This is a genomic window from Streptomyces uncialis, from assembly GCF_001905345.1.
GTDB lineage: Bacteria > Actinomycetota > Actinomycetes > Streptomycetales > Streptomycetaceae > Streptomyces > Streptomyces uncialis.
Map to the genome: position 1 here is coordinate 1381573 of NZ_LFBV01000001.1, position 18835 is coordinate 1400407.

An 18835-nucleotide genomic window follows, 5' to 3' on the forward strand; every position below is an offset into this window, starting at 1 on the left:
TCTGCCGGGCGTCTGACCAGGCCGTACGTCATTCGCCCAGGGTCGGTACCGGTCCGGCGGTGACGCCACGGGACACCAGTCCGAACCCGTGACGCGAACTGCCGTCGGCCCGGTTCAGGCCGCCGGGAGCCGGGCGTTGACGAAGTCGACCAGCTCCCTCGGGGTCCTGACCCGGCCCAGGTCGTCCTCCGCGATCTCGACGCCGTAGTCGCGCTTGATGCGGCTGTGTGTCTCCAGCAGCGCGAGCGAGTCGTACCCGTGCTCGTCGAAGAGCCGGTCGGGCGCCTGCTCGAACGACAGCCAGTCGCCCTCCCAGACATGCTGACGCATGATGTCCTCCAGCTCCCGCAAGGTGATCGGCTGCACGGCTTGTCCCTCTCTCCTGGCCGGTCGGGTCGTCCTGAGCGTGCGGTTCGCGGCTGGAGGGCCGCTCGAAGCCGGACGGAAGGTCCCGGGGACGGGTCCGGACTACGGTGCGGTCAGGCCCAGTCGGGCGAGCGCGGTGGTGAAGTGTTCGGCCTCGCGGTCCGGCCCCGACGCGGGCGGGCCGAGCAGCGACAGCACCTCGCAGCGGCCGGTGCGGACGTCCCGCAGCTGCCGGGCGAGGGTCGTCAGCCCCTGGCCCGGACCGCACTCGACCAGCAGCCGGGGCCCGTCCGCGACCAGCGTTTCGAGCGCGGGCCAGAACAGCACCGGGTCCACCGGATGCCGGGCCCAGTACGAGGGGTCGACGGCCTCGGCGTCGGTCAGGCGTTCCGCGGTGTACCCCGACACCATCGTGATCCGCGGAGCCCGCGCGGGCAGGGCCGCCAGCAGCGGGCGGGCCGCGTCGACCACCGGCTGGAGCACCGTGCTGTGGAAGGGCGCCACGGACTGGACCCGCGCCCAGCGGAACCCGGCCTCGCGCAAGGCGTCCAGCGTTTCTCCCAGCGGTTCGTCCGCACCGGCGATCACCGTCTGCCGGGGGGCGTTGACCGCGCCGATGTCCACCCCGGGCCGTAGATACGGCTCGATCTCCGCCCGGGTGGCCGCGACCGCCGCCATACCGCCCGCCGGCGCGCTGTCGAGCCTTCCGATCCGGTGGCAGACGATCCGCGCGGCGTCGCCCAGGTCGAAGACCCCGGCCAGGGCGGCGGCGGCCATCTCGCCGACGCTGTGCCCGAGCATGACCGCCGGTTCCAGCCCCCGGTCCATCAGCAGTCTGCCGAGCGCGTGATCGAGGGCGAAGAGCAGCGGCTGGGAGCGGCGGAAGTGGTGGATGGGGAGGCGGGGTCCGGCGGCGAGCCAGTCGGAGCGCAGCTCGTCCCCGGCCGTCCCCATGGCCCGGAACACCTCGTCGACGGCCGCCGTGAACGCGGGCAGGTCCCGGTACAGTCCGGTGCCCATGCCCTGGTACTGGGCACCCTGTCCGGGCATCAGCAGGGCGGGCGGCAGTGCCCCGGGGGCGTCGTCCGGGGCTCGCGGCTCCTCCCGGGGCAGCTGCTCCACCGGGGATACCGGCTCGTCCCCGGGCTGTCGCCCGCCGGTGGGGACCGACTCGCGGTCGGCGGTCCGGGTGTCCGGCGTCGGCATGCTGCGGCCTTTCTGCGTGGCGGCCCATGGGCCGACGGACGGGACTGCGTCCCACGGGCCGGGGTTGGCCGCGAGGCCACCGGGCGTCAGGCGTCGAAGCGCTCGCCCGGTGGGCCGGGCGTCGTGGCGGACGGGCGCGGGAAGCGCGGTGGCCGGGACGCGCGGGTGCGCCCCGGGAGCCCCGCGGGTCCCGGCCCGAACCGGCGGACGGCTACGGGCGCAGCACCATCGCGGAGTTGAAGCCGCCCCGGCCACGGGCGATCACCAGTGCCGGGCCCGGCTGCCAGGGCCGGGGCTCGTCCAGGACCAGATCGAGCCGGGAACCGGCGGCGACCGTGCGCACATTGACCGTCGGCGGGATCAGCCCGTCGCGCATCGCCAGCAGGGCGCACGCCAGGTCGGCCGGGGCGCCGCCGGAGCTCATCCGGCCGGTCATCGTCTTGGGCGCGGTGACCGGCACCCCGCCCGGACCGAACACGGCCTCGATGGCCTCGGCCTCGACCTGGTCGGCCTCCGGGGTGCCCGAGCCGTCGGCGAAGACGACACCGATGTCGCAGGCGCCGATCCCGGCGTCCGCGAGCGCCGTCTCGACGGCGCGCCGCACCCCCGGTTCACCGCCGTGCCGGGCGGCGGCGTCGAACGTCGCGCCGTATCCCGCGATCTCGCCGTAGACCCGGGCGCCGCGGGCGCGGGCGGCCCCCGCGTCCTCCGTGACGAGGATGGCGCCGCCCTCACCGGGGACGTGTCCCTGGGCGCGTACGTCGAAGGGGAGGTAGGCGGTCCGCGGGTCGTCTCCGGTGCTCAGGCCCCCGCCGCTCATGCGCGACACCCAGCCGTACGGGCAGAACGAGCTGTCGACGCCCCCGGAGACGACGAGCCGGGCGCCCTTGCGGATGTTGCGCCGGGCCTGGGCCACGGAGTCGAGCCCGCCCGCCTGGTCGCTGACGACGACACCGGCGGGGCCGCGCAGCGAGTGCCTGATGGAGATCTGGCCGGTGTTGACGGCGTAGAACCAGGCGAAGGACATATACACGCTGACGTGCTCGGGGCCCTCGGTCCAGAGTTTGTCGAGCTCCCGCTGGCCGTACTCGAAACCGCCGAACGCCCCGGCCGTCGTCACGCCCATGTCGGTGCTGTCGTAGGTGCCGGGTTCCAGCCGGGCGTCCGCGAACGCCCAGTCGGAGGCGGCGAGGGCGATCTGGGTCATCCGGTCGGTCTGCGGGATGAGGCGGCTGGGGAGGTGGTCGGCGGGGTCGAAGCCGGTGAGCTCGCCGCCCAGCCGGGTCGGGTAGCCGCTCACGTCGAAGCGCTGGACGGCGCCGATGCCCGACTCACCGCGCAGCGTCGCCGACCAGAACTCCTCCGTGCCGAGGCCGTTCGGCGCCACGACACCGATTCCCGTGATGGCGGTCGTCGTCATTTCGAGCTCCTGCCGGGACGGGCGAGGACCATGGCGCTCTGGAAGCCGCCGAAGCCGCTGCCGACGTTGAGGACGGCGTCCACGCGCAGTTCGCGGGCGTGGAGCGGCACATAGTCGAGGTCGAGTTCCGGGTCCGGCTCGTGGAGGTTTGCCGTGGGCGGGATGAGGCCCTGGTCGATTGCGAGCGCGCACGCGGCGATCTCGATGGAGCCGATGGCGCCGAGCGAGTGCCCGATCATGGACTTGATGGAGCTGACCGGGGTGGCGTAGGCGTGCGGGCCGAGTGCCCGCTTCAGCGCGGCGGTCTCGTGCCGGTCGTTCTGCTTGGTGGCCGTGCCGTGCGCGCTGACGTAGTCGATGGCCTCGGCGGGCAGCCCGCTCTCGGCGAGTGCCGCGCTGATGGCGGCGGCCATCTCGGCGCCGTCGGGCTTCAGTCCGGTCATGTGGTAGGCGTTGGTGCGTGAGGCGTACCCGGTGATCTCCGCGTAGATCCGGGCGTCCCGGGCGCGGGCGTGCTCCTCGGATTCGAGGACCAGCACCGCGGCGCCCTCGCCGAGGACGAAGCCGTTGCGGGTGCGGTCGAAGGGGCGCAGCGCGGTGGCCGCCTCCCCGTTGTTCGGCGAGGTCGCCTTGATCGCGTCGAAGCACGCCACGGTGATGGGGGAGATGGGGGCGTCGGTGCCGCCGGCCAGCATCACATCGGCGGAACCCTCCCTGATCAGGTCGGCCGCGTGGCCCACGGCGTCGAGGCCCGAGGTGCACCCGGCCGAGACCACGGTGACCGGGCCCTGGGCGTTGACCTCCCGGGCCAGCTCGGCGGCCATGGAACCCGGCATGTAGTGGTCGTACAGATGCGGGTCGGCGTAGGTGTGGTCGAGGGACCACCGCCGGCCGCTGTCGCTGAGGACCAGGTACTCCGACTCCAGCTTGCAGGTGGCACCGGTCGCGGTGCCGAGACTGACGCCCACCCGGGTGGGGTCGAACCGGCCCGGCTCCAGGCCGCTGTCGGTGACCGACTCCCGGGCGCCGACCAGGGCGAACTGGGCGGCCCGGTCCAGCCGCCGTATCTCGCGGTGCGACAGCCCGGACTGCACCGGGTCGAAGTCGACCTCGGCGGCGATCCGCGACCGGAAGGCCGCCGCGTCGAACGCGGTGATCCGCCGGGTCGCCGTGCGCCCCGAGGTGATCGTCTGCCAGAACGCCTTGGTACCCGTCCCACCGGGCGCCACGACCCCGAGCCCGGTGATCACAACCCTCCGGCCGCTCATCGCGACACCGCCACTCTGGACCTCGCAACCCGCATGCTTCTCGACTCCTGCCTTCGTGTTCGGCACAGACCTCCCTGGTCCGCGGCCCGGCCACGTTCCACTTCGAGCCTGCGGTCGTCCTCTGGAGGGCCACTCGACACCGGACGGAGCTCAGCCCGCCTTGCCGCTCATCCCGCGGATCACCTTGAGCATCGACTCGGTGTCGTTGACGTGCGGGAAGTCCTCGCCCGGCGGCGGCGCCACCCCCAGGAAGTCGCAGAGCGGCTCCCAGCCCTGTTTCACGTCCCAGACCAGCAGGTTGTCGCGCCCGACGGTGTCGATGACCCGCTGGTTGTGCCGGTGGTAGACCTCGATGGCGAACTCCTTGTCGGAGAAGCGGCCTTCGAAGAGCCCGTTCCAGACCAGGGCGTTGGTCAGCCGTCCCATCCGGGCCTGCCGCGAACCGGCCTCCGGGGGGTTCGCCGCGCCCCGCACCGCGAACTGGTACAGCGTGTCGTGCGTGCTGCGGTACCAGCCCTCCGCGTCGCGGACGGTGAGCATGACCTTCGCGTCGGGGAAGGTCTCCCGCATCTGCGGGTAGTAGAGGGCGCAGGGACCGTCCACGGCGGACGTGTAGCCGTCGAACACCGCTTTCCAGTCGGCGGGCTTCCCGTCGCAGACGATCCGCTCCCACTGCGCCAGCCGCTCTTCGCTGCCGACGATGTCGAACATATGGAAGCATTCCCCGAACCCGAGGCGTTCCAGGGCCACTTGGAGTGATGTCGTACCGGTCCGGCCCAGGCCGGCGTTGATGAGCTTCAGCAAGGCGAACTCTCTTTCGGTCGCACGGGATGTCGGTCGCACGGGATGTCGGTCGCACGGTGGGTGGACAGGGCGCGCGGGGCTCAGCTGTAGTCCGCCGGGACCTGCCGGGTGGTGACGTTGACGCAGTTCCAGAGGTTGACCAGGCCGATCTGCATCATCAGTACGCCGAGTCCGCGCTCGTCGTAGTGCCGGGCGGCCTCCTCCCAGACGTCGTCCGGCACCGGGTCCCCCTCCTCGCTGAGCCTGCTGGCGCCCCCGGCCAGCGCCAGCGCGGCGCGCTCGGCGTCGCTGTAGCAGGGCGCGTGGCGCCACTCGGCGACCCTCAGCAGCCGCTCGTCCGTCGGCTTCCTCGCGTCACCCTCGCCGAGGTGCGCGGGGACGTGGATGGGGCGGCCGTTGACCTGGCTGACCCGCAGCCGGATGAGGTCGAGCGTCAGCTGCGGCACACCGTTGGTGCTGAGGACCTTCGTCAGGTCGAGCAGGGGTTGCAGGGCGCCGGGAACGACCAGCGAGGGGTTGGTCATCCGTGCTGACATCGCTTCGTCTCCTGGGGTCGGGGGTGGTCCTTTTCGCAGCGGCCCGCGAGCGGTCCCCGGGCGCTTCCTGGGCGCTTCCCGGGAGTGCACGGCCGGGAGGGGGGCCGGGCTCACCGCGCGAGGGCGGTCCGGGGGGACGTGCTCCTGGCCGCTTCGGCGAGTGCCCGGTGCAGTCGCTCGTCCGCGATCTGCCCGGCCTCCCACTGCACACCGACCACGAACGGCCGGTCGGTCGCCTCCACCGCCTCGACCACGCCGTCCGGCGCCCAGGCGGTGGCGGTCAGACCCGTGCCGAGCCGGTCGACGGCCTGGTGGTGATGGCAGGCGGCGTCGGGCGGATCACCGTCGTAGACCTCCGCGATCCGGCTGCCGGGCCGTACCTCAAGACGCTGCCGGCCGAAGGTGTGCGTGCCGGTGGCCGGGCAGTGGCCGTCGTCGCCGGTGACCTCCGGCAGATGCTGGTGCAGCGTGCCGCCGCGGTGCACATTGAGCAGTTGCATACCCCGGCAGACGGCGAGGACCGGCAGTCCGGCCCGGTACGCCCCGTCCAGCAGGGCCAGTTCGGCGGTGTCCATCGCCGGGCCGACGGCCCGGGTCATGGGGTGCGCGCTCTGCCCGTACAGCGAGGGGTCCACATCCGGGCCACCGGGTACGAGCAGTCCGTCGAGCCGGTCCACGAGGTGCTCCGCACCGGGTACCAGCGGGACCACCACGGGTGTGCAGCCCGCCGCGGCGAGCAGGTCCACATGCGGCTGGATGACGAGACTGACGGTGAGATCGAGCCCTTGCAGGACGACCGGCGCCCGTCGTGCGCATATTCCGATCACGGGCCGTCCGGAGGACTTCCGCGCGCTTTGCGAACCGTTCGACGCCGAGTTCATGGCCACCCTCGTCATTCCCGTGTGAATTCCTCGGAACACGCCGTCCGCGGCGATCCGCGTGAAAGGGAAATTCGTCCGCGCTGCTGAATTCCCGGCTACGGGCCGAGAGTAGAACGGCGCTCCGACGGCCCGCAACGTAGGAAATGAACCGCCGCCACCGGTGTTCAACCGGGGATCGCGCGCAGACGGAACAGGGCGGTGCGGGGGCCTTCGTACCCCGGCCGTACCCCGGCCGTACCCCGGCCGTACCCCGGCCGTACCCCGGTCACGGAGGTGTGGAAGGGGTGTCGGCCGGGGCGGCGACGGGACGGGGTCCGGGCGGGACCTGGGCACCCGGATATACCGCGGGTGCGGAGGTGCGCGCGGGTACGGACCGGTTTTCCCGGGGTCCTCCGGCCTGCCGCGGCGGGCCGGTCGGATACCGGGTCGACTCCCGCTCGACCGAGAATATCGGCGCGCCGACCACACTGCTGCGACACCGTATCGACGAAGGAGCGGGTGGAATGGCGGACAGCGGACGTGATGGGGCAGGCGAGGCGCCGCATGTGGTCGTCGTCGGGGGCGGGATCGCGGGGCTGGCGGCGGCGTTCTTCCTCCGGGACGAGCCGGTGCGGGTGACGGTCCTGGAGGGGTCGTCCACGCTCGGCGGCAAGCTGGCCGTCTCGGAGGTGGCGGGCGCCGCCGTCGACGAGGGCGCGGAAGGGCTGTACATCTACCGCCCCAAGACCACCGGGCTGATCGCGGACGCGGGGCTCGGCGAACAGGTCGTGACGGCCAGTGCCGTCACGACCTCCATCTGGACCAGGGGCGGGCTGCGGCCGCTGCCCGTCGGCCAGTTCATGGGGGTGCCCTCCGACCTGGACGAGCTGGCCGCCTCCGGCCTGCTGTCCGACGCCGGGGTGGCCCGCGCCCGGGAGGACGTGAAGCGGCCCGCGTCGCCACGGGACGGGGACGTGTCCGTCGCGTCGTTCGTCGCGGAGCGGTTCGGCCAGGAGGTCGTGGACCGCCTTGTCGACCCGTTCCTCAGCGAGGTGTGCTCCGGCCGCTCGGAGGACCTGTCGTTCGAGGCGATGCTGGCCCCGCTGGCCAACGCGTCCCGTACCCACGACTCGTTCGCCGCCGCGGCCGGTTCGCTGATCCCGCCGCCGCCCCCGCCGGGGGAGGAGCGCCCGCCCGGTATCGCCACCATCGCGGGCGGGCTCGGCACGCTGCCCCCGGTGCTCGCGGACGCCGTACGCGACTCGGGACCGGGATCGTCGGTGCGGACCGGGGCGGCGGTGAGCGAACTGGCGCGCACCGAACGCGGCTGGCGGCTGACCGTGGGGTCCTCGGCCGATCCGGAGTACATCGACGCGGACGCCGTCATCGTCGCGGTGCCGGCCGGTCCCGCCGGCAAGCTGCTGGCCGGGACCCCGGGGGCCGCGGCGGCGGTCGCCGGTCTCGCGGAGATCCCGTACACCAGCAGGACGGTCATCACGCTCGCCTATCCGCGCGGCTCGCTGCCCGCCGCCATCGCCGCCCAGGGCTGCTGCGGCTACCGGGTGCCCGCGGTGGACGGGAAACTGGTCAAGGCGGTCACCTTCTCGACGGTGAAGTGGCCGCACATGTCGGACGAGGTGGACCTGGTGCGCTGCACGCTCGGCCGGGTCGGCGAGGACGACGTACTGATGCGTGACGACGCCGACCTCGTCGCGGTGGCGGTCGCGGAGTTCGCCGAGGCCACCGGGACGGCCGCGGCACCGGTGGCGACCCGGGTGAACCGCTGGGTCGACGGGCTGCCGCAGTACACCGTCGGACATCTCGCCCGGGTGGCCCGTATCCAGGCTTCCGTGGCGGAGCTGCCCGGTCTCGCGGTGTGCGGCGCCGCGTACGAGGGGGTGGGCGTCGGCAACTGCGTCGCCAGCGCCCGCAAGGCCGCCCGCCAGGTGGCCGCGGTACTGCGCAAGCGGGCCGCCGCCGGTTCGTAGGGCACGCGAGCGAGGGCCCGTCCGACCCCTGGAACTCCGGGGGACGGACGGGCCCTCGCGGTATGGGCACGGTTCGTGGGTGCGGGTGGCGGGTGCGGGTGCGGTGGCGGGGGGTCCGGGGTCCGGGGTCCGGGGTTCGCCGTGCGGGGTGGCGGTTCGGGGTTCGGGGTTCGCGAGGCACGGGCACGCGCGGCAGACGGTGTCCGACGCGTATCGCCCGACGCGTGACGCCCGACCCCCGGCGACCGACGCGTGACGCCCGACGTCCGGCGACCGGCCCCCACCGCCCAACGACCCCCGCTCCCCCGCCCGACGCGCGGCGGCGCCCGTCCGGGGCCGGTTGTCGCCGGACCCGGGCGGGCGCCTTGTCCGTCCGCTCATGCCTCCTGGGGGACCAGGGACGCGGCCGTCTGGTGCTCCAGCACATGGGCGACCGCGTGGGTCAGCACATCGACCGGGTTGTCGACCGCGTCCGCGCTGCGCCACGCCACATGGTTGTCGGGCCGTACCAGCACGGCGCCCTCGTCGGTCGTCTGCCGGACGGCCGCCCACCTGCCGTCCGCGTCCGTGTACTGGCCGCCGTCCCCGATCCGGGCGGTGACGATCGGGACGGAGAACTTCTCCGCGACCTGCGCGGCCGCCTCGCACCACGCGCTCCCGGCCGGTCCGGTGAGCAGTGCGAAGCCGGTCGCGCTGCCGGTCAGGTCGTGCGTCGACAGCCGCTGTCCGTCGCGCTCCAGCCAGGCGTGCGGCAGCACGTGCCCGGGGCGGGTGGTGGGGTGGTGCTCGTCGCGCATGGGCGCTCGGGTCGGCGGTCCGCTGCCGTCGGGGACGACCGCGCCGTCCTCGTAGGCGAAGCCGATCTCCAGGTCGTGCGCCTGGCAGCCGCCGCGGTGCGTCACGAACATCTCCCGTGCCCGGGTCCGCGCGAGCTCGCCCATCGGGGAGTCCTCGAAGTACGCGGTGAACATCTGCTCCCGGCGCTCCAGCGGGATGCGCTGGCCCAGACCGATGGCGTTCATGATCGCCTGGTGGTGGAGGGACGCGGACACCGCCCAGTCGACGTTGAGCCGGCACACGGGCCGCCGCTCCGCCTCATAGGTGTCGAGGAGGCTGTCGTCCGCGCGGCCGGAGAGCACCGCGGCCAGTTTCCAGGCGAGGTTGTGCGCGTCCTGGATACCGGAGTTCAGACCGAGCCCGACGGTCGGCGGCTGACGGTGCGCGGCGTCACCGGCGAGGATCACCCGGCCGACCCGGTAGCGCTCCGCCAGCAGCGCCTCCACGTTCCAGTTGGTCACATGGAGCAGGGTCAGTTCCAGGTCGGGCAGACCGAGGACCTCACGGATCTTCGGGGCGACCTCCTCCTCGTCGAAGCTCGCCGCGTCGCCCGGGTGGAAGTGGAGGACCCATTCCTCGCAGTGCTTGCCCCAGGTCGGGCCCATCTCGATGAGGTTGCCGGAGAGGTCCGGGTGATAGGGGTTGAGAAAGTGGGTGATGAGGGTGCCCTCGTGCCACCACGGTGACAGATCCGCGGAGAAGTACGCGGTCTTCACGTCGAGGAGTCCGGGGCGGCCCTGCATCCGCACCCCGAGGGCGGCCCCGATGCCGCGTCCGCCGTCGGCCGCGATGACGTACCGCGCCTTGACGGTGGTGATCTCCCCGGTCGCGGTCTCGCGGACCTCGGCGACGACATGGTCGCCCTCGTCGGAGAACGAGGTCATCTCATGGCCGAAGAGGACCCGGCCGGGATTGCGCCGCTCCGCGGACCGCCGCAGGATCGGCTCCAGCCGGACCTGCGGCAGCTTGACGGGCAGGACCGGACCGGCCGCCGCGTACGTCTCGCGCAGCGCGCCGCCGCCGAAGGCGTCCATCTCGTGGACCACCCGCGCGTCCAGCGGACCGTCCCCGGCGAGCGAGGTCAGCCAGCGCACCTGCCCGAACTCCTCCAGCGACGCGCCCTGTTCGGTCATCGGGCCGTCGAGTCCGTGCTGGCGGTAGATCCCCATCGTGCGCTGGTTGAGGTAGTGCGCCTTCGGTATCCGCGAGGTGTCCGTGTGCCGCTCCACCAGCAGATGGGCGACGCCGTGGTCGGACAAGAAGTTGGAGGCCGACAGGCCGCATCCCCCGCCGCCCACGATCAGAACTGGGACCTCGATTGCTCCCATATCCTTCCTTCCACATGTGTGCTGCGAACTTCCGGAATGTTTCCGCGTATGGAAATGCGGGCTGTCCCCACGGCCCACCGGCGCCCTTTCCGGACCCGGTTCGGTAAACGGAGTACCCGGTTCGGGGAACGGCGGACGCCGTACGGTGGCCCTGCGGCGGTGCTACGACGCCCCGGCCACGGTGAGCTGGGTGTTGACCGCCGCGATGAGGACCCTCGGGGTCTGCGCTTCGAGCAGTGCCGTGTCCTCCAGCTTGATCCCGAATTCCCGCTCGATACGGCTGCCGGTTTCGAGCCGGGCCAGTGAGTCGTAACCGAGCTCGGTGAAATCCGTGTCCAGGGTGCCGGCGCCGACATCGGCCCCGTCACTTTCGCCGGCGGCCTCGTGCAGGATGCGCCTGAGGTCGCTGACGGTGAATTCGCCGGATGCCATGGAGGCTCCTTCCCCTCGGGACCCTGCCGGTCGGTGGATCGCAGGGTGACGGCGGAGCCCGACGTTAAGCGGGCGCGTCACCGGGCCGCAACTTCCGTATTTCCTCGGAGTGTGGCGCTGAACGTTCAACTGAAGAATCGGCGTGGTCGAACCGGAGCGGTCCACCGGCGCTCGACCGAGATTATGGGAATCGCCGCGACGCTGCCGGAACACCGTATCCACGAAGGGGTTGGGATGGCGGAAAACGGAGAGCAGGTAGCACTGATCACCGGCGCTACGAGCGGAATAGGCCTCGCGGTCGCCGAGATCCTCGCGGAGCGCGGGCTCACGGTATTCATCTGCTCGCGGAACGCCGACGCCGTCGCGGAGACGGTCGGCAAGCTCCGGTCGAACGGCCACCGCGCCGACGGCTGCGCCGCGGACGTGCGGCGTCCGGAGGACGTCCGGCGGCTCGTGGCCACCGCCGTGGAGCGGTACGGGCACATCGACGTCCTGGTGAACAACGCCGGACGCAACGGCGGCGGCGTCACCAAGGACATCGACGACGAGCTGTGGGACGACGTCATCGACACCAATCTGAACAGCGTCTTCCGGGTGACCCGCGAGGTGCTCAGGTCGGGGAAGCTGCTGGAGCGCGGCTGGGGCCGGATCATCAACATCGCGTCGACCGGGGGCAAGCAGGGCGTGGTGCTCGGCGCCCCCTACTCCGCCTCCAAGCACGGCGTCATCGGCTTCACGAAGGCGCTCGGTCTGGAGCTCGCGAAGACGGGGGTCACCGTCAACGCGGTGTGTCCCGGCTATGTCGAGACCCCGATGGCGCAGCGGGTGCGCGAGGGCTACGCCGCCCACTTCGAGACGACGCAGGACGCGATCCTCGAACGTTTCCAGGCGAAGATCCCGCTCGGCCGCTACTCCACGCCCGAGGAGGTGGCCGGTCTCGTCGGCTATCTGACCAGCGACGCGGCCGCCCCGATGACGGCGCAGGCGGTCAACGTCTGCGGCGGCCTCGGCAACTACTGAGCCCGGAGGTCCCGCGGTGAAGGGAATCGTCCTGGCCGGCGGCTACGGCACGCGGGTGCACCCGATCACACTCGGGGTCTCCAAGCAGCTGCTCCCGGTCTACGACAAGCCGATGATCTACTACCCGCTGTCGGTGCTGATGCTGGCGGGCATCACCGAGATCCAGATCGTGTCGTCCCCGGACGATCTGGCGGCGTTCCGGCGGCTGCTGGGCGACGGCTCGTCGCTCGGCATCCAGCTGAGCTACGCGGAGCAGGACAAGCCGCGGGGTCTCGCGGACGCGTTCCTGGTCTCCGCCGACCACATCGGGGACGACTCCGTCGCCCTCGCGCTGGGCGACAACGTGTTCCACGGCGCCGGGTTCGCGGCCCTCCTCCAGGAGGCCGCGCGCAGCATCGAGGGCTGTGTCCTGTTCGGTCACCCGGTACGTGACCCGGAGCGTTACGGGGTCGGTGAGCTGGACGAGCGGGGCAACCTCGTGGCGATCGAGGAGAAGCCGACCAGCCCGCGGACCAATCTGGCGATCACCGGGCTCTACTTCTACGACAACGACGTGGTGGACATCGCCGGGCGGCTGCGGCCCTCCGAGCGCGGCGAGCTGGAGATAACCGACGTCAACCGCGCCTATCTGGAACGCGGGGACGCCAAGCTGATATCGCTGGGCCGGGGATTCGCCTGGCTGGACACCGGAACGCATGACGCCCTGATGGAAGCCGGGCAGTACGTGCAGGTCCTCCAGCGCAGACAGGGCGTGCGCATCGCGTGCCTCGAAGAAATCGCCTGGCGTATGGGATACATCGACCGGGAGGCCTGTTACCGCCTCGGCAGCCGGCTTTCGAAGTCTCCCTACGGCCGGTACATCATGGCGATCGCCGAAACCGGTTGAGGGCCGGCCACCACCTCGTTACCACCGCATTCCAACGGCGAGGGAAGAAGACGATGCCACACACTTATCAGGCCAGCCGGCAGTGGGAACGGATCAGCAGGGACTGGGTCACCGCAGAGGCGGCCGTGGACCTGACCGACTTCAAATCCGAGCGGCCGAACCACAAGATATCGCTCTGGGACCCGGGGTCGAACGGCGTCCGGTATCTGAAGACGATGGTCCACAACATGGCGACGGGTCTTTCCCCCGCCGACTGGGACCGGCTGCGCCGGACCCGCAACCGTGACGTGGGCAATCCGCACGCGGTGCGGTGGGACGGCGAGGACATCTGTCTCGACTATCTCCAGGCCACCCTCGAACTGGGCTTCATCGAGGAGCGGGTGGAGCTGCGGGGCGCCGCCGTCCTGGAGATCGGCGCCGGTTACGGACGGACCTGCCACACCCTGCTGTCCAACCACGACATCGCGACGTACTGCATCGTGGACCTGCCGACCACCATGGAACTCAGCAAGCGGTACCTGCGGACGGTCCTGGACGACGAGCGGTTCGCGAGGATCGACTTCGTCACCGTGGACGAGGTCGACGACGCGCTCGCCTCGCGCCGTTTCGACCTCAGCATCAACATCGACTCCCTCGCGGAGATGTTCCCGGAGACGGCGGGCAACTACCTCGCGCTGATCGACCGGTGCTGCGCCGCGTTCTACACCAAGAACCCGGTCGGCAAGTACCTCGACCGCACCCTGGACGGCCGCCCCGAGGGCGAGGACGAACTGCTGCCCGCGGCGATGGAGACCGGTCTGCTCCGGCAGGTCCTGGACGTCCACGACAGCCGCGCGGTGCGGGACGCCGTCCCCGGCTTCCTGGACGCCTACCGGCCGGGGGACGGCTGGAGCAGCGCCGCCGACGCGTGGGCCGCGCCGTGGAGCTTCTACTGGCAGGCCCTGTACCGCAAGGGCGGAACGGCCGGGAACGCAGGGACGGGCGGGAAGTCCGCGGGAGCCGCCCTGTGACGGGCGCCGGGGACCGGCCCCTGGTGACCGTGCTCGGAGCCTCCGGCTATCTGGGCTCCGTGCTCACCGCCCTCCTCGCGGACCTCCCGGTCCGGCTGCGGGCCGTGGCCCGGCGGCCCAGCCCCGTGCCCGCGCGGACGACGGCCGATGTCGAGGTGCGCACCGCGGACCTCACCGACGCCACGAGCCTCGCCGCGGCGGTCGCGGACGCGGATGTCGTCCTCCATCTGAGCAAGCACAGCGGCGGCTGGCGCGACGCCGAGGGGAACCCGCAGAGCGAGCCGATCAACGTCGGGGTGATGCGCGGGATCGTGCGGGTCATGGGCGGCCGGACCGCCGCGGGCCCGCCCCCGGTGGTGGTGTTCGCCGCGACGACCTCCCAGGTCGGCCTGCCGCCGGAGCACCCCATGGACGGCAGCGAGCCCGACCGCCCCGAGACGGTCTACGACCGGCAGAAGCTGGCGGCCGAGCGGATGCTGCTGGCCGCGTCCGCCGAGGGCGTGCTGCGCGGGGTGAGCCTGCGGCTGCCGACGGTCTTCGGCCGCAGCCCCCTGTCGGCGGTGCCCGACCAGGGCGTGGTGTCCACGATGATCCGCCGCGCGCTGGCCGGTGAGCCGCTGACCATGTGGCACGACGGGACGGTGCTGCGCGACCTGGTCCCCGTCGAGGACGCGGCCGGGGCGTTCCTGGCCGCGATGCGCCGGCCCGACGCGCTCGCCGGACGGCACTGGCTGGTGGGCACCGGCCGCCAGGACCCGCTGGGCACGGTCTTCCGGACGGTGGCGGAGTCCGTCGCCGCGCACACCGGACGGCCACCGGTCCCGGTGACATCGGTGGAGCCGCCCGCGAACGCGCCGGTCATCGATTTCCTGAGCACGACCATCGACCCCGCACCCTTCCGGCTCGCGTCGGGATGGAGTGCGCGCACCGGACTGCGGGACGCCGTGGACCGCACCGTGACCGCCTTGCTCGACGAGGCCGCGACCACAGGGAGGGAGCCCAGTGTACGGAGGTGAAGTCGCCGAGATCCACGACGACCTGAACAGCAGCCGGGGCAAGGACTACGGCTCGGAGGCCGAGTACGTCACCGAGGTGATCCGCCGCCACCGGCCGGGAGCGGCCTCGCTGCTCGACGTCGGGTGCGGGGCGGGCGGGCATCTGGAGCACTTCGCGCGGCTCTTCGACCGGGTCGAGGGCCTGGAGCTGTCCGCTGACATGCTGACCGCCGCGCGCCCCAAGCTGCCCGGGGTGCCCCTGCACCTCGGTGACATGCGGGACTTCGCCCTCGAAGGCCGGTTCGACGCGGTCGTCTCGCTCTTCGGCTCGGTCGGCCACACCCGCGACGAGGACGAACTGCGCGGCACGCTGGAGTGCTTCGCACGGCATCTCACCCCGGGTGGTGTCGTCCTGGTCGAACCGTGGTGGTTCCTGGAGAGGTTCATCGACGGCTATGTCTCCGGCGACGTGGTGGAGACCGGCCGCCGGACCATCGCCCGGCTCTCCCACACCGTGGGTACCGGCGACGCCGCCTCGGCCATGGACGTGCACTTCCTGGTGGCTGACCGCGAGCACGGGGTGCGGCACTTCTCGGAGCGCTACGAGCACAAGCTGTTCCGCCGCGACGAGTACGAGTCCGCCTTCGCCGCGGCGGGCTTCGAGGTGAGCTACGTCGAGGACGTCCAGGGCGGCCGGGGGATCTTCGTCGGCGTCGTGCGGGGGGAGCAGCCGTGACCATTCGGGTGTGGGACTACCTGGCCGAGTACGAGAAGGAGCGCGAGGACGTCCTCGACGCGGTGGGGACGGTGTTCCGCTCCGGCCGGCTCGTGATGGGCGACAGTGTGCGCGGCTTCGAGGAGGAGTTCGCCGCGTACCACGGCATCGCGCACTGCGTCGGCGTGGACAACGGCACCAACGCGATCAAGCTCGGTCTCCAGGCGCTCGGCATCGGGCCCGGCGACGAGGTGATCACCGTGTCGAACACGGCCGCGCCGACGATCGTCGCCATCGACTCGGTGGGCGCCAGGCCCGTCTTCGTCGACGTCCGCGCCGAGGACTACCTGATGGACACCGCGCGGGTCGAGGCGGCCGTCACCGCGCGGACCCGCGCCCTGCTGCCGGTCCATCTCTACGGCCAGTGCGTCGACATGCGCCCGCTGCGGGAGATCGCCGACCGGCACGGTCTGCGGGTCCTGGAGGACTGCGCCCAGGCGCACGGCGCGCGCCACCACGGCGCGCTCGCCGGGACGATGAGCGACGCCGCGGCCTTCTCCTTCTACCCGACCAAGGTCCTCGGGGCCTACGGCGACGGCGGCGCCACGATCACCGCGGACGCCGAGGCGGCGGAGAACCTCCGGCGGCTGCGGTACTACGGCATGGAGGAGCGCTACTACGTGGTGCGGACCCCCGCCCACAACAGCCGTCTCGACGAGGTGCACGCCGAGATCCTGCGCCGCAAACTGGGCCGCCTCGACACCTATGTCGCCGACCGGCGCGCCGTCGCCCAGCGCTACGCGGACGGCCTCGCGGACACCGGACTGGAGCTGCCCCGGGTGACCGCGGGCAACGACCACGTCTACTACGTCTACGTGGTGCGCCACCCCCGGCGCGACGACATCATCGAGCGGATGCGGGCCCATGGCGTCGAGCTGAACATCAGCTACCCCTGGCCCGTGCACACGATGGTCGGCTTCGCGCATCTGGGCTACGGGAAGGGCGACTTCCCGGTCACCGAGAAGCTCGCCGGGGAGATCTTCTCGCTGCCCATGTACCCCTCGCTCCCGATCGGTCTCCAGGAGAAGACGATCGGCGCGCTCCGGGAAGTCCTCAGCACGCTGTGAGCGGTTCGAGCCCCAAGGGAGAGCAGTGAAGGCGGAAGAGCTTGCGGTCGAGGGTGCGTACGTGTTCACCCCCGAGGTGTTCCCCGACCAGCGCGGATTGTTCGTGTCCCCCTATCAGCAGCACGCGTTCACGGGCGCGCACGGCGCCCCGTTGTTCCGTGTCGCGCAGACCAACCACAGCATGTCCAAACGGGGCGTCGTACGGGGCGTCCACTACACGCTCACCCCTCCCGGCACCGCGAAGTACGTCTACTGCGCCGCCGGTGAGGCCATCGACATCGTCGTCGACATCAGGGTGGGCTCGCCCACCTTCGGCAAGTGGGACGCGGTGCGGGTCAACCCCAAGGAGTTCCGCGCCGTGTACTTCCCCGTCGGGGTCGGCCACGCCTTCGTCGCGCTCGCCGACGACACCGTCATGTCGTACATGCTCGCCGCGCCCTATGTGGCCGAGTACGAGCTGGGGATATCCGTCCTGGACGAGGAACTGGGGCTGCCGATCCCCGGTGACATCGACCCGATCCTGTCCGACCGGGACCGGATCGCCCCGGGGCTGGCGGAAGCGGCGGCGGCGGGACTGCTGCCGGACTACGAGCGGTGCCGGGCCATCGAGAGGGACCTCGCATGACGTCCGCCCCGGCCCGGCACGACAGCGCCGCGCGGATGTTCACCGATTCGGTGCTGGCGCCCCGCGCGGCCGACCGGTTCGCACCCTGGTGGGCGGAGCGCGCCCGGTCGAACCGCTTCGACGTCACCCAGGTGCCCTTCGACGAACTCGGGGACTGGCGCTTCGACCCGGACACCGGGAACCTCGGCCATGTCAGCGGGAAGTTCTTCTCGATCGAGGGCATGGACGTCCGCAGCGACAGCGGCCCCGTGCGCCAGTGGTCGCAGCCCATCATCAACCAGCCGGAGATCGGCATCCTGGGCATCATCGTCAAGGTCTTCGACGGGGTGCCGCACTGTCTGATGCAGGCCAAGATGGAACCCGGCAACGTCAACACCCTCCAGCTGTCCCCGACGGTCCAGGCGACCCGCAGCAACTACACCCGGGTGCACCGCGGCGGCCGGACCCGCTACCTGGAGTACTTCGCGGAGGGCGAGGACCGCGGCCGGGTGCTCGTCGACGTCCTCCAGTCCGAACAGGGCTCCTGGTTCTACCGCAAGCGCAACCGCAACATGGTCGTCGAGGTGACCGGGGACGTCCCGCTGCACGACGACTTCTGCTGGCTGCCGCTGCGCGAGGTCCTGGACCTGCTGCACACGGACAACCTGGTGAACATGGACGCCCGTACGGTGCTGTCCTGCATGCCGTTCGCCCCGCCGCCCGGCGACAGCGGCTCCCGTCACGCGCCCGCCGCGTTCCGTGCCGCGCTCGCCCGGTCCCTGGACCGCTCCGCGGGCTCCCTGCACGAACTCGGCGATGTGCTGAGCTGGTTCACCGGCGAGCGCACCCGGCACGACATGTCGGCGAGCCTCGTCCCCGCCAACCGGATCACCGGCTGGAAGCGCACGGCCCACGAGATCGTCCACGAGGACGGCAAGCACTTCCGGGTCGTCGGGGTCGACGTCAGCGCCACCTCGCGGGAGGTGCAGTCCTGGCGGCAGCCGCTGCTGGCACCCGTCGGACGCGGTGTCATCGCCTACCTCGCCAAAACCGTCGACGGGGTCATGCATGTGCTCGCGCACGCCCGCGTCGAACCCGGCTTCGTGGACACCGTCGAGCTCGGCCCGACCCTCCAGCTCATCCCGGAGAACTACACGGGCCTGCCGCAGCCCCGCTATCTCGACGACGTGCTCGGCGCCGACCCCTCCCGTATCCGGTTCGACGCCCATCTCTCGGAGGAGGGCGGGCGGTTCCTCGACGCCCAGAACCGCTACCTGGTGGTCGAGGTGGAGGACGACTTCCCGCTGCGGGTCCCGCAGGACTACCGTTGGGTGACCCTCGGCCAGCTGAGCGGACTGCTCCGGCACAGCCACTACCTGAGCGTCCAGGCACGCACCCTCGTCGCCTGCCTGCACAGCCTCTGGTGAAAGGAC

The 18835-nt window shown here is 71.8% G+C and carries 18 protein-coding genes; 9 read left to right on the top strand and 9 right to left on the bottom strand.

All coding sequences use genetic code 11. The annotated features are described in order from the left end of the window. Window positions 1-114 precede the first annotated feature (114 nt). The 7 genes from AB852_RS05955 to AB852_RS05985 all read right to left on the bottom strand — a co-directional run bounded on the left by AB852_RS05955 (window position 115) and on the right by AB852_RS05985 (window position 6427). Window positions 115-366: an acyl carrier protein gene (locus tag AB852_RS05955; protein ID WP_218623230.1), complete on the bottom strand. Its 252-nt coding sequence runs from the start codon at window positions 364-366 to the stop codon at window positions 115-117. A gap of 102 nt (window positions 367-468) precedes the next feature. Next, a complete protein-coding gene (locus AB852_RS05960; protein WP_218623231.1) occupies window positions 469-1572 on the bottom strand; it encodes an acyltransferase domain-containing protein in 1104 nt (367 codons plus the stop codon). A 211-nt stretch (window positions 1573-1783) separates the two neighbouring features. Next, window positions 1784-2992, bottom strand: a complete 1209-nt coding sequence (locus AB852_RS05965; protein WP_073784275.1) for a ketosynthase chain-length factor — start codon at window positions 2990-2992, stop codon at window positions 1784-1786. Continuing rightward, complete coding sequence (locus AB852_RS05970; protein ID WP_073784277.1) at window positions 2989-4260, bottom strand: beta-ketoacyl-[acyl-carrier-protein] synthase family protein; 1272 nt, start codon at window positions 4258-4260, stop codon at window positions 2989-2991. The genes AB852_RS05965 and AB852_RS05970 overlap by 4 nt, the downstream gene beginning before the upstream one ends. Before the next feature lie 150 nt (window positions 4261-4410). Then, window positions 4411-5064 carry a sulfotransferase family protein gene (locus tag AB852_RS05975; protein ID WP_073784279.1) on the bottom strand — a complete coding sequence of 218 codons (654 nt, stop codon included), beginning with the start codon at window positions 5062-5064 and terminating at the stop codon, window positions 4411-4413. A gap of 80 nt (window positions 5065-5144) precedes the next feature. After that, window positions 5145-5600, bottom strand: coding sequence for a carboxymuconolactone decarboxylase family protein (locus AB852_RS05980; protein ID WP_073784281.1), 456 nt, complete (start codon window positions 5598-5600; stop codon window positions 5145-5147). 110 nt (window positions 5601-5710) lie between these two features. After that, window positions 5711-6427 (bottom strand): gamma-glutamyl-gamma-aminobutyrate hydrolase family protein, encoded by a 717-nt coding sequence (locus AB852_RS05985; RefSeq protein WP_245876616.1) that lies wholly within the window; start codon window positions 6425-6427, stop codon window positions 5711-5713. Between the two features lie 557 nt (window positions 6428-6984). Here AB852_RS05985 and hemG point away from each other — a divergent pair. Beyond that, complete coding sequence (gene hemG / locus AB852_RS05990; protein ID WP_073784285.1) at window positions 6985-8448, top strand: protoporphyrinogen oxidase; 1464 nt, start codon at window positions 6985-6987, stop codon at window positions 8446-8448. Between the two features lie 377 nt (window positions 8449-8825). Here hemG and AB852_RS05995 read toward each other — a convergent pair whose 3' ends face one another. Both AB852_RS05995 and AB852_RS06000 read right to left on the bottom strand, forming a co-directional pair. Continuing rightward, on the bottom strand, window positions 8826-10613 hold the full coding sequence (locus tag AB852_RS05995; protein WP_073784287.1) for an FAD-dependent monooxygenase: 1788 nt from the start codon (window positions 10611-10613) through the stop codon (window positions 8826-8828). Window positions 10614-10775: 162 nt separating this feature from the next. Further along, the gene (locus tag AB852_RS06000; RefSeq protein WP_073784289.1) at window positions 10776-11045 is read right to left on the bottom strand and encodes an acyl carrier protein; all 270 of its coding nucleotides are present in this window, start codon (window positions 11043-11045) and stop codon (window positions 10776-10778) included. Between the two features lie 234 nt (window positions 11046-11279). Here AB852_RS06000 and fabG point away from each other — a divergent pair, with 234 nt between their 5' ends. The 8 genes from fabG to AB852_RS06040 are packed head-to-tail and all read left to right on the top strand — an operon-like array spanning window position 11280 to window position 18829. Further along, window positions 11280-12065, top strand: coding sequence for a 3-oxoacyl-ACP reductase FabG (gene fabG, locus AB852_RS06005; RefSeq protein ID WP_073784291.1), 786 nt, complete (start codon window positions 11280-11282; stop codon window positions 12063-12065). 16 nt (window positions 12066-12081) lie between these two features. Further along, a complete protein-coding gene (rfbA, locus tag AB852_RS06010) occupies window positions 12082-12951 on the top strand; it encodes a glucose-1-phosphate thymidylyltransferase RfbA (protein WP_073784293.1) in 870 nt (289 codons plus the stop codon). 53 nt (window positions 12952-13004) lie between these two features. Next, a complete protein-coding gene (locus AB852_RS06015) occupies window positions 13005-13961 on the top strand; it encodes a putative sugar O-methyltransferase (protein ID WP_073784295.1) in 957 nt (318 codons plus the stop codon). Then, on the top strand, window positions 13958-14977 hold the full coding sequence (locus tag AB852_RS06020; protein WP_073784297.1) for an NAD-dependent epimerase/dehydratase family protein: 1020 nt from the start codon (window positions 13958-13960) through the stop codon (window positions 14975-14977). The genes AB852_RS06015 and AB852_RS06020 overlap by 4 nt, the downstream gene beginning before the upstream one ends. Beyond that, the gene (locus tag AB852_RS06025; RefSeq protein ID WP_073784299.1) at window positions 14964-15692 is read left to right on the top strand and encodes a class I SAM-dependent methyltransferase; all 729 of its coding nucleotides are present in this window, start codon (window positions 14964-14966) and stop codon (window positions 15690-15692) included. The genes AB852_RS06020 and AB852_RS06025 overlap by 14 nt, the downstream gene beginning before the upstream one ends. Continuing rightward, on the top strand, window positions 15689-16798 hold the full coding sequence (locus AB852_RS06030) for a DegT/DnrJ/EryC1/StrS family aminotransferase (RefSeq protein WP_073784301.1): 1110 nt from the start codon (window positions 15689-15691) through the stop codon (window positions 16796-16798). Before AB852_RS06025 ends, AB852_RS06030 begins: the two co-directional genes overlap by 4 nt. Window positions 16799-16823: 25 nt before the next feature. Further along, window positions 16824-17423 carry a dTDP-4-dehydrorhamnose 3,5-epimerase family protein gene (locus tag AB852_RS06035; protein WP_073784303.1) on the top strand — a complete coding sequence of 200 codons (600 nt, stop codon included), beginning with the start codon at window positions 16824-16826 and terminating at the stop codon, window positions 17421-17423. Then, the gene (locus tag AB852_RS06040; protein ID WP_073784305.1) at window positions 17420-18829 is read left to right on the top strand and encodes an NDP-hexose 2,3-dehydratase family protein; all 1410 of its coding nucleotides are present in this window, start codon (window positions 17420-17422) and stop codon (window positions 18827-18829) included. Before AB852_RS06035 ends, AB852_RS06040 begins: the two co-directional genes overlap by 4 nt. The last annotated feature ends 6 nt before the right edge of the window (window positions 18830-18835 follow it).